Origin of the sequence: Paenarthrobacter sp. CC6 (assembly GCF_040560085.1) — a bacterium.
Classification (GTDB): Bacteria; Actinomycetota; Actinomycetes; order Actinomycetales; family Micrococcaceae; genus Arthrobacter; species Arthrobacter nicotinovorans.
Genome location: NZ_JARDAN010000008.1, coordinates 63,552 through 78,591, shown reverse-complemented (window position 1 = coordinate 78,591; position 15,040 = coordinate 63,552). Strand labels below are relative to the sequence as shown.

At 64.0% G+C, this 15,040-nt stretch carries 14 protein-coding genes; 12 read left to right on the top strand and 2 right to left on the bottom strand.

The window, feature by feature from the left end:
- The first annotated feature begins 3 nt into the window (after positions 1-3).
- From PV760_RS09080 to PV760_RS09060, 5 genes are all read left to right on the top strand, one after another.
- Positions 4-405 (top strand): GntR family transcriptional regulator, encoded by a 402-nt coding sequence (locus tag PV760_RS09080; protein WP_179128283.1) that lies wholly within the window; start codon positions 4-6, stop codon positions 403-405.
- Positions 402-1,334 carry an ABC transporter ATP-binding protein gene (locus tag PV760_RS09075; protein WP_064721745.1) on the top strand — a complete coding sequence of 311 codons (933 nt, stop codon included), beginning with the start codon at positions 402-404 and terminating at the stop codon, positions 1,332-1,334. The genes PV760_RS09080 and PV760_RS09075 overlap by 4 nt, the downstream gene beginning before the upstream one ends.
- Entirely contained in the window at positions 1,331-2,017 is a 687-nt protein-coding gene (locus PV760_RS09070; RefSeq protein WP_064721746.1) for a hypothetical protein, read from the top strand. Before PV760_RS09075 ends, PV760_RS09070 begins: the two co-directional genes overlap by 4 nt.
- Positions 2,018-2,125: 108 nt before the next feature.
- Complete coding sequence (locus PV760_RS09065; RefSeq protein ID WP_354627607.1) at positions 2,126-3,136, top strand: 3'-5' exonuclease; 1,011 nt, start codon at positions 2,126-2,128, stop codon at positions 3,134-3,136.
- Positions 3,137-3,202: 66 nt separating this feature from the next.
- Positions 3,203-3,751 carry a DUF4395 domain-containing protein gene (locus PV760_RS09060; RefSeq protein ID WP_039242023.1) on the top strand — a complete coding sequence of 183 codons (549 nt, stop codon included), beginning with the start codon at positions 3,203-3,205 and terminating at the stop codon, positions 3,749-3,751.
- Positions 3,752-3,757: 6 nt separating this feature from the next.
- Here the strand turns inward: PV760_RS09060 and PV760_RS09055 are convergent, their stop codons facing one another.
- Positions 3,758-4,828, bottom strand: coding sequence for an ADP-ribosylglycohydrolase family protein (locus PV760_RS09055; RefSeq protein WP_354627606.1), 1,071 nt, complete (start codon positions 4,826-4,828; stop codon positions 3,758-3,760).
- 135 nt (positions 4,829-4,963) lie between these two features.
- On the opposite strand from PV760_RS09055, the gene PV760_RS09050 reads away from it, so the two are divergent.
- The 6 genes from PV760_RS09050 (at position 4,964) to PV760_RS09025 (ending at position 12,457) form a co-directional block, all read left to right on the top strand.
- The gene (locus PV760_RS09050; protein ID WP_018776308.1) at positions 4,964-5,266 is read left to right on the top strand and encodes a YidH family protein; all 303 of its coding nucleotides are present in this window, start codon (positions 4,964-4,966) and stop codon (positions 5,264-5,266) included.
- 13 nt (positions 5,267-5,279) lie between these two features.
- The gene (locus tag PV760_RS09045; protein ID WP_018776307.1) at positions 5,280-5,642 is read left to right on the top strand and encodes a DUF202 domain-containing protein; all 363 of its coding nucleotides are present in this window, start codon (positions 5,280-5,282) and stop codon (positions 5,640-5,642) included.
- Positions 5,643-5,812: 170 nt separating this feature from the next.
- Positions 5,813-6,724, top strand: a complete 912-nt coding sequence (locus tag PV760_RS09040) for an MIP/aquaporin family protein (RefSeq protein ID WP_354627605.1) — start codon at positions 5,813-5,815, stop codon at positions 6,722-6,724.
- A 71-nt stretch (positions 6,725-6,795) separates the two neighbouring features.
- Positions 6,796-7,971, top strand: coding sequence for an exonuclease SbcCD subunit D (locus tag PV760_RS09035; protein WP_193589731.1), 1,176 nt, complete (start codon positions 6,796-6,798; stop codon positions 7,969-7,971).
- Entirely contained in the window at positions 7,968-11,009 is a 3,042-nt protein-coding gene (locus PV760_RS09030) for an AAA family ATPase (RefSeq protein WP_354627604.1), read from the top strand. The genes PV760_RS09035 and PV760_RS09030 overlap by 4 nt, the downstream gene beginning before the upstream one ends.
- Before the next feature lie 86 nt (positions 11,010-11,095).
- The gene (locus PV760_RS09025) at positions 11,096-12,457 is read left to right on the top strand and encodes an MFS transporter (protein ID WP_018776303.1); all 1,362 of its coding nucleotides are present in this window, start codon (positions 11,096-11,098) and stop codon (positions 12,455-12,457) included.
- Here the strand turns inward: PV760_RS09025 and PV760_RS09020 are convergent.
- Complete coding sequence (locus PV760_RS09020) at positions 12,448-13,059, bottom strand: TetR/AcrR family transcriptional regulator (RefSeq protein WP_018776302.1); 612 nt, start codon at positions 13,057-13,059, stop codon at positions 12,448-12,450. The genes PV760_RS09025 and PV760_RS09020 overlap by 10 nt on opposite strands.
- Positions 13,060-13,292: 233 nt before the next feature.
- Here PV760_RS09020 and PV760_RS09015 point away from each other — a divergent pair, with 233 nt between their 5' ends.
- The gene (locus PV760_RS09015; RefSeq protein WP_354627603.1) at positions 13,293-14,996 is read left to right on the top strand and encodes an amidohydrolase; all 1,704 of its coding nucleotides are present in this window, start codon (positions 13,293-13,295) and stop codon (positions 14,994-14,996) included.
- The last annotated feature ends 44 nt before the right edge of the window (positions 14,997-15,040 follow it).

Genomic DNA, 15,040 nt, shown 5'->3' with positions numbered 1-15,040 from the left:
CTCATGATCGATGACAGCAAACCGATCTTCATGCAGATCGCCGAACTCATCGAGAACGGAATCGTGGACGGCAGCCTGGCCGAGGAATCCCAAGTGCCTTCCACCAATGAGTTCGCAGCTTTCCACCGTATTAATCCGGCAACGGCAGCCAAGGGCGTCAACGTGCTGGTGGATTCAGGAATTCTCTACAAACGCAGGGGGATAGGGATGTTCGTGGCGACAGGGGCGCGCGCCAACGTGATAGCGCGGCGCACCGAGGAATTCTTCGAACAATACGTCAAGCCGCTGGCACTGGAAGCCCGAAAGCTGGGGATCTCGAAGGAGCAGCTGAACACCATGATTGAACGCAGTTCCGGACTCGCACCTGACTCCGGAACGGACAAGGAAAGGAGCGCGGCCCTGTGAGCGATACTGTCGTCGAGGCCCGTAACCTGTTCAAGAAATACAAGGATCTCAACGCGCTGGACAACGTCAACCTGAGCCTCCCGGCCAACCGCATCTACGGCCTGCTCGGACGTAATGGCGCCGGCAAGACCACCTTGATGTCCGTCCTTACGGCCCAGGCCTTCGCGAGCTCGGGCGAAGCCCTCGTCTTCGGCTCCGGCGCTTACGAGGACGACTCTGTGCTGTCCCGTATCTGTTTCATCCGAGAGTCCCAAAAATACCCGGATGACTTCCAGCCCAGGCACGCCTTCCGCTCCGCCGCGCTGTTCTACAGGAACTGGGACCAGAAGTTCGCGGACCGGCTGGCTGAGGCCTTCCAGCTCCCCGTCAAGAGACGAATCAAAAAGCTCTCCCGCGGCCAGCTGTCCGCCGTAGGGGTCATCATCGGCCTTGCCTCACGCGCAGAACTGACGTTCTTCGACGAACCGTACTTGGGACTCGACGCCGTAGCCCGGCAATTGTTCTATGACCGGTTGGTGGAGGACTACGCGGAACATCCGCGAACCATCATCCTGTCCTCCCACCTGATCGATGAGGTAGCCAACCTTCTGGAACACGTAGTTGTTATCGATCAGGGCCGGATCATCATGAACGCGGACGCGGAGGACATCCGTGGTTCCGCCGTGACTGTTTCCGGTTCCGCGGACAAGGTGGACTCTTTCCTCTCCGGCCGGAAGATCCTTCATCGCGAAACCCTCGGTTCCCTGGCCTCGGTGACTGTGGACGAGACGCTCAACAGCCGCGAACGCGCGGAAGCGCAGGAGCTGGGGCTTGAACTCTCGCCCGTATCCCTGCAGCAGTTGGTGGTTCGCAAAACCATGGCCGGAGCCGGCACCAAGGGACAGGGTGCCCAGGAGTTCGCAGACGACGCGTTGGAGGCAAGGCGATGAGCAGAACACTAGCGGTTGCCCGGATGCAACTGATCAACAAGTGGACCTACATTGGATGGCCGCTGACCATCCTGGCCGCCTCGTTCCTGATGTCGCTGGCCATCTTTGCGCTTATTCCCGTCAACGAGGGCAAATACGGCGGTGGAAGCCAAGCCCCCTTGTGGTACTTCCTGGTGCTCGGAATCCAGAGCATGACCTTGGTGTTCCCGTTCTCCCAGGGACTGAGCATCAGTCGTCGGGCTTTCTACCTGGGTACTGTGGGGCTCTTCTCGCTCATCGCTCTTGGCATGACAGGCCTTTATCTCCTGGGTGGTGCCATTGAAGGGGCAACGAACGGTTGGGGTGTCTATGGCTACTTCTTCAAGATCCCGTGGGTCACGGACGGGCCTTGGTACTCAACAGCGGCCTTCTTCTTCGTGGTGATGATGTTCATGTTCATCATCGGGTTCTGGTTCGCCACCATCTTCAAGCGCTGGGGGACAACCGGAACTCTGGTATCAACGCTGGGAACGGCGGTGGCCCTCATCGGCCTGGCTGCGCTGGCAACCCTGCTGGGATGGTGGGGCGCAGTGGGAAGCTGGATGGCCCAGCAGACCCCACTGAGCGTCAGCGGGTGGATGGCATTGTTGTGCGTGGCACTCGCAGCCGGCTCCTACGCCACTCTTCGCCGGGCCACACCTTAGGCAACACGGTAAGCAACACGATGTAGCGTTCCCCACATTAGCGGTGCAAGTGGCCGCCCCGCCGTCGAAATCGGCAGGGGCGGCCTTTTCCGGCTGTAATCTTGTCCAGTGGCATTGGACTTTACGGCGATCGACTTTGAAACAGCCAACGGCTTCAGGGGGTCGCCCTGTTCAGTGGGTCTCAGCAAGGTCCGCAACGGGGTTGTTGTGGAGGAAGCCTCCTGGCTGATGCGTCCCCCGGAGAACCACGATCATTTTGAGTTCCACAACACCCGCATCCACGGCATCCGTGCCGAGGACGTAGCGGGCCAGCCCAGGTTCGGTGAGCTGTTCCCCGAAATCGGCGCGTTCATCGGCGGCGATATCCTGGCCGCACACAACGCCGCCTTCGACCTCGGAGTCATCAGGTCGGGGTTGGAAGTCTCCGGTCTCGCCGGGCCGGCCTACGACTACGTCTGCACCGTGATGCTTTCGCGCCGGTGCTATTCACTCGTTTCGAACTCCCTGCCGTATGCGGCCGAAGAAGCCGGCGTACCGCTCGTGAACCATCACGACGCCGCAGAGGATGCCCGCGCATGCGCCGGGATCCTGGTGGACATCGCACGGCGCAACGATGCCAACAGCATCGCCGAGCTCTACCTTTCCCTGGGACTCAGCCTGCCAAGCCAGCCCGCTTTCGACCCCGCCTTCGGATTGTCCAAGGCGACGATGTCCGCGTTGGCCGCCAGGACCGGCAGCTCCTTCGAGCGAACACTGGACCGCACTCCGGGCATCGCCGGCGGCTGGTCTGCCTGGCCGGAGGAAGGACCCAATCCTCTGCCCAACCCCGCGGCAGAGCCCGGCCACCCCCTGTTCGGGCAAACGCTGGTCTTCACCGGAGACCTCGCGATCACCCGGCCGGAAGCCAAATCGCGGGCCGCGGAGATGGGCGCCCGGCCCGAAAGCCGCGTCACCGCCCGGACCACGGTTCTCATTGTCGGCGACGGTTTCGTGGCCGGAGACCTTCGTGCCGGACGGCTCACGGGCAAAGCCAAACGGGTCCTGGAACTCCACGCCAAGGGCCAACAAATCGAGGTCGTCTCGGAGGGCGAGTTCCTGCAGATGGTCGGCGGCGCATAAGGCCCCGCGGGTCATAGTGCGCAACAATGCTTCCTGTCCGGGGAGCGGGACTCCTAGCCTTGGCTCATGAGCAAGCCAAGCGTTTCCCTGGCGCCGGCGCGGCAAACTGCCAACGCCCCGGCAGGCGGGGTTGATTGGCGGAGAGTCTTCGCTTTCCCCAACCCGGTCAACGAATACGCCGCCCGGATAACTGCCGGCCTGGTGGTCATCCTTGCCATTGCGACGCTGCTGACCAGCTGGGGTGGGGGACTGGTAGCACTGGCGGCCGGCTTCTGGCTGCGGGTCCTGTTTGGTCCCCGGATTTCCCCGTTGGCACTGCTGTCCGTCAAAGTCCTGGCGCCCAGGATCGGGCGTGCCAAGCTGGTGCCCGGTCCTCCCAAGCGCTTCGCCCAAGGCATCGGGGCAGCTTTGACGAGTGCCGCCGTCGTGTTGTTCTTCACCGGCTTGCAGCCGGCGGCATGGGTGCTGCTCGCGTTGTTGATCGTGGCAGCCTCACTGGAATCGCTGGCTGGCTTTTGCCTCGGTTGCGCCATCTTTGGCTTCCTCCAGCGCCGGGGCCTTATCCCCGCCGACGTGTGCGAGGCGTGCGCCGACATCTCCGTTCGCAGATCGTAGGGTCCCTCAGCCGGTGGTCACGGCAAGCAGCCTGTCCGCCATGCCGCGAATGACCTCGGGGGCTTCCAGTGCTTCCAGCCAGTCCGTGGGAAGGCACTCTTCACCATAAAAGGCGCCCAGGATGTTTCCTGCGATGGAGCCTGTGGAGTCGCTGTCGCCGCTGTGGTTGACGGCAACCGCCACCGCATTGCGGAAGTGCTCGGCGGGATCCCCGCCGCTGGTAGCCAGAACGGCGTAAAGCCCGACGGCGAGTGCCTCCTCGGCAACCCACCCCTCACCGAGCGCTGCGGTCAGCTCTTCCGGGCTCAATACTGTGTTCCGGGCGGATAACTGCAACGCGGCTTCAAGGCTCTCGGAGAGCTCCGGGGCCTTGGTGGGGACGTTGTTCACATACGCGAGGGCTTCCTTGGCTGCGTTCCGGACATCGCTGCCGGCAACAATGTGATGGATCAGCAGGCTGAAAGCGGCCGCGCTTAACCGTGCTGAAGGGTGTCCGTGGGTCAACGAGGCTGCGTCGGAACTGAGTTTGTAGACGGCGTCCCGGGAGATGTGGGGGATCAGGCCGAACGGCGCCGAACGCATTACCGTGCCGCATCCTTTGGACTCAGGATTCACCGGCCGCGCCACCGTTCCCATCTCGCCCGAGGCCAGGCCACTGAGGCAGGCGTTGCCCGGAGCCCGCCGGTGCCGGAGCACAGCCTGGGCATCGATCCACCGGGGCTGCGGGACGGGCGCTGACGAGGAAACCGCAACGTCCTGCGTCGCAAGCCAGCGCAGGTAGGCAAGCCACAGGCAGGCGATCTCGTCTGCCGCCACTCCATCGTTCGCCCATTCGAGCGCCTCCACCAGACCATCCACCGTGTACAGAGTCATCTGGGTGTCGTCCGAAAAGTGGCTGCCGCCGTTGAGCTGTTCAAACGAGGTCAGTCCCGCGGAGCCGTAGCGTGCCCGAATCGCCGCGATGGAGTCAAACTCGACGGCGTATCCCAAGGAATCGCCCAGGGCCCCGCCCAAAAGGGAGCCGTAGACACGGGACTTGAAGGACGGCGCGGCGGGGGAAGTAGCTTCAACACTCATGCCAGTAACTTACCGTGCCCGTGAGGCCCCGCTGATATGGTGGGGAAGCTGTCCGGCACTGCGAAAACTTGGAGAGATAACGTGCGTGAACCTGCTTGGCGACGAACAGGTAAAACACCTGACTACAGGTTTTCGATGGCGAATGAGCGTACTTTCCTGGCCTGGATCCGCACTTCGCTGGCTCTGCTTGCCGGAGCTGTGGCCGTAGATCAGTTGGCGCCGAATATCGCGCCGACGCCCGTCCGGCTGGTTTTATGCGTCCTGCTGGCCCTCGTAGGGGCCGGCCTGGCGGCACTGTCCTACCGCCGGTGGGGCCAGATGGAAGCGGCGATGCGGCAGGACCAGGCACTGCCTTTCTCACGGGTGATGTTATTCATGACCATAGTGGTAGCCGTGGCAGCGTTCGCCTTCGCGGTGCTGATCCTGGTGGCCCGATGAGCAGGAAGACCCAGTGACCGGCACCGTTCCGGAAAGTACCCGGGATCCCGGCCTGCAGCCCGAGCGGACCACCCTTGCCTGGCGCAGGACGCTGATCTCCCTGGTGGTGGTGGACCTGTTCATCTGGCGGAGTTGGCTGACATCAGAGCCTTCCTCCGGCACCATCGTTACCGGCCTGCCCGGACTGGACTACCAAGGGATCTGTGCGCTGGCCGCCGCGGCAGCCACCGTTGTCCTCGCTTCCGTGGTGTGGGTACGCTCACGGCAACTCCAGGCCGGCTTCCAGGCAGCCCCCACGCGGTTGATCCTGGCCAGCACCCTGGCCGTGATGGGCCTCGGCGCCGCCGCGATCGCGGCCATTTCCTTGGGCGGATAAGCTCAAGGGGCAGCTTTCATCGTCTCCAGCGTTAACCCAGCAGCTGTCCAGCTTCGGATGGCAAGATACTCGAGGGCTCCTGGCGCGTCGAAAGGCGTGCCCTAGTGTTGCCCGCTGTGCTTCGGTAACAGCGCACCAACTTTCACACCGACCGTAAGGACCCGTTCCACATGACCTCTTCTGTGCAGGCCGCTACCGATCCCCAACCGGGACTCCTGGCCAGGCTGTCGGCTGAAACCCTGGGATCGTTGTTCATTGTGCTCGTTGCAGTGGGTGTATCGATACTCTCGAGCCCTGCAGCGGCGCCTTTGCCCTCAGCCTTGGCCGCCGGGCTGACCGTGACTGTGTGCATGTTGGCTTTCGGGCACGTTTCGGGTGGACACTTCAATCCCGCGATCACCTTGGGCAACCTCATTGCCGGACGCATCCGGGCGCTCGCCGCCGTCGCGTATGTCGCAGCACAGCTCATCGGAAGCGTGGTTGGTGCAGCACTTGTCTACGTTGTGGTGACTACCGTGCCCGTTCTCGCGGATGTGCGGGCCGCTTTTGGTTCCACAGCAGCCGGCTTCGGGGAGCACGCTCCCGCCCAAACCCAGCTGGCGGGCGTGCTGCTGGTGGAAGTTATCGGTTCTGCTTTGCTTGTTGCCGTCTTCCTCGGAGCGGCGGCCGGACGCCGTGCCCTTCCTTCCTTGGCACCGTTCGCAGTGGGCCTGGCGACGGCCGTATTGCTGCAATTCGGCCAGGTTCTTGGCAACCTCCCTTTCAACCCCGCACGCGCAAGCGCGCAAGCTTTCTTCAGCCCCTCCTGGGCCATTGAAGGACTGTGGCTTTTCTGGGTGGCACCTCTGATGGGCGCAGCACTTGCCGGACTCGCTTTCCGCGGTTTCCAGGGGTTGTCCGGGCCTGCCCGCGCCACTGCCGAACACCAGGGTGGGACAGACGCCATCAACGACCACTTCGACGCTGGAAACGGGATCGCTGAGGAGGCTGCGGACACCCGGGCCGAAACGACTCCGGAGCCGCTCCCTGCGAAGCCGGCGAACGATGACGCACGCGACTTTTTCGACGGCAAGAAAGGCTAGCAACCGGCCAGGATCGACGCCGGGCGGCTTGTCTGCGCTTTATTGTCGGTGACCCCGGTTAGCTTGGAATTATGCGGTTACTCCATACTTCGGATTGGCATCTGGGCCGGTCGTTCCACGGCGTTGGCATGCTTGAGGCCCAACGCGGCTTCGTGGACCAGCTGGTGACGTTCGTGGACGCCAACTCGGTGGACGTCGTGCTCATTGCAGGGGACGTTTATGATCGCGCCCTGCCGGGCCTGGACGTCGTCACACTGCTGGATGATGCTTTGGTGCGGCTCACCCGGGCCGGGGCTAGCGTTGTGCTCACCAGCGGCAATCACGATTCCGCCATCAGACTGGGTTTCGCTTCCCGGTTGCTGGAACGAGGGGGAGTGCACTTGCGCACGCGGGTGGAGGACCTGGACAGCCCCATTGTTTTCCCTTTTGGAGGCGAACGGGACGCCCCGGGCCAAGTGGCGGTCTACGGAATTCCCTTCCTTGAACCCCGCCTTGTGGCCGAGCGGCTGGGCGTGGACTCTGCCAACCACTTTGACGTCACACAGCAGGCAGTAGGGCTTATCAAGAAGGACGTTGAACGTCGCCGCGAATCCGGACCTGTCTACCCGGTGGTCCTGGCACACACATTTGCCAGCGGAGGCATCACGTCCGAAAGCGAGAGGGACCTCAGTATCGGGGGACTGGGAGCGGTGCCCTTGGACCTCTTCGAAGGATTCACTTACACGGCACTGGGGCACCTCCACGGACGGCAGCAATTGGCCGGCAATGTCCGCTACTCGGGTTCGCCGCTGGCGTACTCATTCTCCGAAGCCAAGCACAGCAAAGGTGCCTGGTTGGTGGACATCAACCCGTCAGGGGACATCGACGTCCAGGAAGTAGTGTGGGAAGCCCCCAAGACCCTGGCCGTACTGCGCGGGACTTTGGATGAGCTCCTGGAGTCCGGGGAGTATGCCTGGGCCGAAGAGGCCTACTGCCAGATCACCATTACTGACGCGCAGCGGCCAACCCAGGCCATGGAAAAACTGAGAGTCCGCTTTCCGGGCACGTTGGTCCTTTCCTTTGATCCCGAAGGCGCCGGGACCCGGACCACGACGAGCTACAGTGACCGACTCGCCAAGGCCCAGGACGATCTCGGAGTCTGCTGCGGCTTTCTGGAGCATGTCCGGGACCGCGGAGCCGGCGAGGCCGAAGAAGCTGCGCTCCGGGAAGCACTCGAAGCCGTCCGCTTGGAAGAGGCGGAACTGTGAGAATCCATCGCCTGGAAATAGAAGCCTTCGGCCCTTTTGCCACTGCCCAACACATCGACTTCGATCACTTGGGAGCGCAAGGACTCTTCCTCCTCAACGGTGCCACCGGGGCAGGCAAGACCAGCATCCTTGATGCCATCTGCTTTGCCTTGTACGGAGCCGTGCCCGGCGCACGCCAGGAAGGAAAACGCCTCCGCAGCGATCACGCGGCACCTTCAGCCGAACCACGCGTCGTCTGCGAATTCTCGGCACGCGGACGGCGCTTCGAAGTGACGCGCTCGCCCGCCTGGGAACGCCCCAGCGCACGGGGCAGGAAAGGGTTCACCACGCAGCAGGCGAAGACCCTCCTTCGGGAACGGATCGCCGGGAGTTGGGAGGAGAAATCCTCAAGGAACGACGAAGTCGGTGCCGAGCTCGCGGACATTTTGGGGATGGACAGGGAACAGTTCACCCGCGTGGTGATGCTTCCCCAGGGTGATTTTGCGGCGTTCCTCAGGTCCAAGGCCAACGACCGCCTGGAGCTCCTGCAGAAACTCTTCGGTACGCAACGCTTTGAAGCCGTCGAACGCCGGATCGCACGGCAGGCGGCGGAAGCCGCACGGGCCGTGCAGGAAAATGCCTTGGAACTCAAGCTGTTGCTGGACCGGGCTGCAGCGGAGCGCCAGCAACTGGGACTCGACCAAGCCGCGACGGAAACTGCCGGGACTACAGTTGCTAATCCTGATGCCGGCGGAACAGCCGGGCAGGAACCGGAGGCCTGGCTGGCAGAGGTGGCAGCGGAGGTGAGTGCTGAATGGACGCGGAGGACAGACGAAGCAGACCAGGCAGAGTCGCTGTCCTCGCGCCTTGCCGAACAGTTCCGGCAAGCCCAGGAAAAGTCATTGCGGCATGCCCGGCTCGGAGCCGCAACGCAGAGGCGCGTCCTTCTTGAACTGGCCGCGCCGCGGGCACTGGAGAACAGGGACAAGCTCGCGAGGCACCGCCGGGCTTCCGTTCTGAGCGGCCAGCTTGACGCCGTTGACTCCTCCGCCCGCAAGTATCGCGCTGCCGTCGCAAAGGTTGAGCAGCTACGGGAACGGCTCGAAGCTGCAGGGCTGGAGGCAACAAACTCCAGCGCATCCCTTGAACGCCTCAAGGCCACCTATGCGGTTCTGGAAGCCCGCCTCCCTGACGAAAAGCGACTGGAGGACATCGCCGGCCGGCTTGCCGCCAAGCGTCGCGAACAGGCAGACCATGAAGCAGCAGTCGACCGGGCCGTGGACGAACTGGAACGGCTGCGTGAAGAAGCGACAGCTGTGAGCGGCCTGATTGAACCACTGGAACCGGCGGCTGATGGACTCGCGGAGCTTGAGCGCGAAACAGCCAATGCTGCTGAGCTGGTGGAAATTGTGTCCCGCCATGCCGAGGCAGCCAACGAGTTGGCAGAGATCTCCGAGAAGCACCTTCGAGCCCGTGCCACGGCCCAGGATCACCGCCAGGAATGGCTTGACGTTCGCGAGCTCCGCCTGGCCAATGCGGCAGGGGAGCTGGCTGCCGCGTTGGAGAGCGGTCAGCCATGCGCTGTGTGCGGGAGCGAGGACCACCCGCATCCCGCAGCTGCGGTACGGTCGGCCCTGTCCCTGGCCCAGGAAGAGGAACACGCCAGGGAGCGGTTCGAGGCCAGCGAAAAAGCCCAGGGTGTCCTTGCCGAGCAAGTCTCCGCAGCCGCCCAGGTCCTTGCCGGACTGGCGGCCCAAGGCGGCACCGTGGATGCGGAGGAGGCACAGGCGCGTCTCCTGGCTGCCCGGACCTCGACTTCGGCGGCGACAAAGGCATCCCGGACCCTTGACCAGCTTCGGAGCAAGCAGGAGGGCATTACCAGGAAACTGGCTCAAGTGCAGGAGCAGCACGCAGAGGACGCCGGTGCAGCCTCCCGGGCGTCCTCGGCCGTCCTTCACCTGCAGGAACAGCACGACACTTTGAAGGCCGACCTCGCCGGTTTACGGGAAGATTTCCCGAGTCTTCGTGAACGGTTGGAAGCCCTGTCCGCCGAGCGCACGCTCCTTCAGTCGGCAGCTGATGCCGACCGGGAACTCCAGCAGGCAGGACAGGCCCAGGCCGACGCCGCCGTATCGCTCCAAAATGCCTTGCCGGACTCAGGGTTCGCCTCGGCAGTGGAAGCGCGTGGCGAACTGCTTCCGCCGGCCGATGTGGTCGGTCTGGAGAAAGACGTGGCTGATTTCGACACTGAAGCGGCCCGCCTGGACGAGTTGTTTGCCAGCGAGGACTTGGTTCTGGCGGCCAAGGAAGTCCGGATCGGCGAGCTTCCCTTGCCTGAGGCTGAACTCGCCGAGGTCAAGCTCCACGCCGCCGACGCGGCTGATCGGGCAAGGGCGGCAGCATTGTCGGCAGCCCTTGCCGCGAAATCGGTGGAGGCCATTGAACGGATCCGGGTCGAGTACAACACCTTGGCCGAGGCCGGCAGGGAACCCCGCAACCAGGCCCGCATCCTGGCTGAACTGGCCGACACTGTCCGTGGTGCCGGGGACAACAACTACCGTATGAGCCTGAACGCCTACGTCCTGGCGGCACGCCTTGAGCAAGTGGCACTCGCGGCCTCTGAAAGGCTCGTTGCCATGAGCGACGGCCGGTACACGCTGCAGCACACCGACGCCCGCGCGGCCCGGAACCAGAAATCCGGCCTCGGCCTTGAAGTGGTGGACGAATGGACCGGCCAGCGGCGCGACACCTCCACGCTGTCCGGCGGGGAATCCTTCATGGCCTCGCTTGCCCTGGCCCTCGGCCTGGCTGACGTGGTCCAGCAGGAGGCGGGCGGCGTGGACATCGAGACACTGTTTGTCGATGAAGGCTTCGGCAGCCTGGACGAACAAGCGCTGGAGCAAGTGATGGACGCTTTGGAAGGATTGCGCGACGGCGGCAGGGTAGTGGGCCTGGTCAGTCACGTTGCCGAAATGAAGCAACGCATCACCAACCAGCTCCAGGTGGTCAAGGGACGGCACGGCTCCAGCGTGCGGATTGCCGAAGCTGTTCCGGTCTGACAGGTATCCGATAGACTTAACCCGTTACACCGGGTCGCGCGCATCGGGAGGAGGGACGATGCGCAACCTTTAGCGAACCCGGATTAATGGAAAAAACTTCTGTGGCCTCCCAGCCCTTGTCATCGACACCCGCGCGGACCTCGCGTCTGCCTGGCCGTTTCGCACGGCTTCCGGAACTTGCCGGACCTGGTTTCCTGCCGCTGGGCCTCTTCGCCCGGCTTCCCCTCGCCATGTTGACCGTTGGCACCCTGACCTTGGTGACCTCAGTCAGCCACTCGTATGCAATCGGCGGCATGGCTGCGGGAGCGGTCGGCATCGGCTCCGCCCTGGGCGCACCTGTCCTGGGCTCCCTGGCTGATCGTGCGGGGCAACGCATCGTCCTGCTCGTCGCCGCGGTCATCAATACCCTGGCTGTTGCCGGGCTTTTGGCCGCAGCCTATATCACTCCCGGCTACGGGGAGGTAGCCGATGCTGCGGGCGTCCTGATCGCGGCCTTCCTTGCCGGTGCGAGTTGCCCCCAGGTAGGCCCCATGGCCCGCGTGCGCTGGATGGCCCTGACCACCCGCAATCTTTCTCCCGGCGCAACCGGTGGGAAAAGAAGCGTGGCCGCCAACCGGGCTGATCTTGACACGGCACTGTCTTACGAAGGCACAGCTGACGAGGTGACGTTCGTGCTCGGCCCGGCGCTGGTGGGTGTGCTGGCCAGCATGGTAGCCCCATGGCTGCCGCTCGCGCTTGCCGCCGTCATGACCATCACCCTGGTCCCTGCTTTCGCCGTCCACCCCAGCCAGCAGGCCGTGGTGCCGGCTCCGCGGAAGGTGAAGGCCGGCGTCGAGGGTTCAGGCGAAGAGGGCACTCAGGCGGCCGCACCGCGACGCAAGCGGTGGGCCGGGGCGGTAGTGGCGGTGCCGGTGGTGGCGATGGTGTGCATGGGCACCTTCTTCGGCGCGACGCAGAACGCGTTGAGCGCCTTTTCAGCGCAATACGCCACTGCAGAGATTGCGGGCCTGTTGTACGCGGTGATGGGTCTCAGCTCGGCGGTTGCCGCGTTGTCTGTCGCGTTCTGGCCGCAGCGCTTCAGCTTGGCTTCGCGGTGGGTTGTGGCTGCCTTGGCGATGTCCGCTTTGTCCTTGCTGCTGCTTCTTCCTGCGGGTATCTGGCCCATGGTTTTCGTACTGCTGGTGCTCGGCATTCCGGTGGGTCCGGTCATGGTCACGGTCTTCAGCATCGGAGGCGTCGTTGCCCCGTCCGGCCGAATGGCGACTGTCATGACTGCCCTGGCCAGCGGGATTGTGGCCGGTACGGCGCTTGGCTCCTACCTGGCCGGACAGCTGGCCGAGACGCAGGGCCCGGGCGCAGCTTTCGTGGTTTCCATGGCCGCCGCCGCGGGCCTCCTGCTGCTGGGTGTTGTGACGTCCTTGGTGATGAAGCGCCAGCCTCAGGCGTAGTCGAGCGCACCGGACAGGGACCTGGCCATGAGCTCCACCAAGCGCTTGGACCGCTCCTCGTCGGGGTCTGCCAGGTGCTGCATGCTGATGCCGTCAATCCCCGAGATGAACAAGCGGGTGATGTCCTCCAGATTGGCGGGGACGGGCTCGCCGGCGGCTTCAGCGGCTCCGCGGAACAACTCCAGCGTTGAGCCCACCCACCCGTCGTACATGGAGCGGTTCATGAGCAATGCCTGTGGCTGGTCGTCGGCTTCCACCCGGAAGCGTCGGAGCAGCAGTTCGAACGTGGTGACTTGTTCGTGGGGGTTTTCCAGCATGCGGCTCCAGATGCGCCGGGCGTGGGCGCCCACCATGTGGCGCAGGCCCATGCCGGGGTCGGGGACGGGGTCCAGTGCCTTGGCGTAGTCCCTGCTGAGGAAGTTATAGACCTCTTCGAGGAGTTCGTCCTTGCTGCGGAAACAGTAGTGCAATGCCGCGAGGGGGGCGTCGGCCTCGCTGGCGATGCGACGTGTCGTAGCCGATGCCAACCCATCCTGTGCGATCACCCTGGCTGCCGCCTCGACGAACTGCAGGCGCCTTTCTTCGGCGGGAACCCTTGCCATCCGTTACCTTCCTCATGCTTCTTTCCGCCCGTGATCGGATCCACCAACCCAGCGGTCTCATCGATCGTAGGCGCTCTCCGCCGTGACGGCCTCGTGGCCGTGCCGTGGCGGCGGAAAAGTCCTCTGTAAGAAATTTTACGTCAAAACCTAGTCAAGTGACCCAGTCAAGCGACATACTTCTTTCAGGAACGTTGTCTGCATCACATTCGGATGCGGTGACCTGAGGAGAATCGATGCAGGATTTCGCTGATCTGGTGATCACGAATGCCTCTGTCCACACTATGGACCCGGCACAACCACACCGCATGACTGATGCCATCGCCGTCAAGGACGGCTGCGTCGCAGGGCTCGGCCAAAACGATGTGAGCCGGCTGATTGGCCCGGAAACGCGGGTTGTTGACGCCGCAGGAGGGGCTGTTATTCCCGGCATCAATGATGCCCATTTGCACTTCGTCTCGGCGGCGATGGCCGCCTTCGGCTATGTGCGGCTGGACCCGGACATCGCCCCGGACTGGGCAGCCGTCGTCGATGTGCTGACGGCAGCACCGGTGGGCCCCGATGGCTGGATCCGCGCCCACGGCTGGGACGAGTCGATACTTGGACCGGCCAAGGGCCTGTTGGATTGCCGCTCTGACGCGCCCCTCGTGGCGTTCGACGCCACCGGCCACCAGCTCCTGGCCAACCGGGAAGCGCTCAAGCGTGCCCGCATCAGCGCCACGACCCCTGATATCCACGGCGGCGTGATCGTCAGGGGAGGGGACGGTGCCCCTTCCGGCCTGTTCCAGGACGGTGCCATGGAACTCATCTCCCGTGCCATGCCACCCGTTCCGGCCGCAACGCTCCGCCCGGCGCTGCTTCGCTTCCAGGAGTATCTGCACTCGCTGGGCATCACCTCCCTCACGGAGCCTGGATTGGGGCCGGCCAGCGCCGGGCTCATGGACGGAGCAGGTTCGACGGCGGCGCTCGGGTTGCTGGGCGACCTCGCCTTGTCAGGCGAACTGACGCTGCGGATCAATGTCCTCATGCTCTTCGCCGGAACCGGGGGAGCCAATGCCCGGGCCGTTGAGGAAGGCCTGCGAAGCGGGCTGGCAGAAAGCTGCAGGAACCGCGGCATCGATCCGGAGCAATTGAGGATAGCGGGCGTCAAAGTCTTCGCGGACGGGATCCCACGCAGCGGCACCGCTTGGATGAGCGAGCCCTATGGCACGGCCTGTACGCACGGCAGCCTGGTGATCCAGGGTGCCAGCGATGGCGAACGGGTGGCTGAACTCAACCGGATTCTGCAACTCATCAACGATGCCGGACTGCAGGCCGGTGTCCACGCCACGGGAGATGCGGCCACCGCCGCAGCTGTGCAGGCGATCATCGAAGCCACTTCTCCCGGCGGGAGTCCCGCGTCCGCCGGGAATCACCACAACCGCCACTACATCATCCACGGAGCCTTCAGCGACACAACCACCCTGCAGACCATGGCTTCCCGGGGCATCGGATACAGCACCAACCCCCTGATCCGCCAGGAAGCCGGGGACATCATGCGCCAGGTCCTCGGCGAGGACCGCTTCTCCCGCCACCAGCCCCTGCGTTCAGCAGTGGAGGCGGGCGTACGTTTCAATATTGCTTCCGACGCACCTGTGACCAGTCCGGATTGGCGGCGCACAGTGGTGGCCGCCGTCCGGCGTGCCACCCGCTCCACCCCTGGCGCACCGGGCGACCCCGAGCGGATCACCGGTCAGCAAGCGCTGGCTGCCATGACCCTCGAGGCTGCCTGGCAGGATCACGCGGAGCACTCCAAGGGCTCCCTGCTACCCGGCAGGACAGCAGATCTGTGCCTGTTATCCACCCCGTGGCCGGCCGATGAGGAGATCGAGAAACTCCTCGACACAGACATCCGGCTCACTATCAGCGGTGGCCGTGAAGTCCACCCGTCCACCAGCTAGAACCATTTTCTTCCGTTCCAAACCATTCGTCATTCAAGGAGCAA

Bases quoted from the DNA above. Each gene is read 5' to 3' on its own strand.
- PV760_RS09025 (WP_018776303.1), top strand. From the start codon at position 11,096: ATGGAAAAAACTTCTGTGGCCTCCCAGCCCTTGTCATCGACACCCGCG.
- PV760_RS09055 (WP_354627606.1), bottom strand. From the start codon at position 4,828: ATGAGTGTTGAAGCTACTTCCCCCGCCGCGCCGTCCTTCAAGTCCCGT.
- PV760_RS09060 (WP_039242023.1), top strand. From the start codon at position 3,203: ATGAGCAAGCCAAGCGTTTCCCTGGCGCCGGCGCGGCAAACTGCCAAC.
- PV760_RS09040 (WP_354627605.1), top strand. From the start codon at position 5,813: ATGACCTCTTCTGTGCAGGCCGCTACCGATCCCCAACCGGGACTCCTG.
- PV760_RS09020 (WP_018776302.1), bottom strand. From the start codon at position 13,059: ATGGCAAGGGTTCCCGCCGAAGAAAGGCGCCTGCAGTTCGTCGAGGCG.
- PV760_RS09070 (WP_064721746.1), top strand. From the start codon at position 1,331: ATGAGCAGAACACTAGCGGTTGCCCGGATGCAACTGATCAACAAGTGG.
- PV760_RS09050 (WP_018776308.1), top strand. From the start codon at position 4,964: ATGGCGAATGAGCGTACTTTCCTGGCCTGGATCCGCACTTCGCTGGCT.
- PV760_RS09035 (WP_193589731.1), top strand. From the start codon at position 6,796: ATGCGGTTACTCCATACTTCGGATTGGCATCTGGGCCGGTCGTTCCAC.
- PV760_RS09080 (WP_179128283.1), top strand. From the start codon at position 4: ATGATCGATGACAGCAAACCGATCTTCATGCAGATCGCCGAACTCATC.
- PV760_RS09015 (WP_354627603.1), top strand. From the start codon at position 13,293: ATGCAGGATTTCGCTGATCTGGTGATCACGAATGCCTCTGTCCACACT.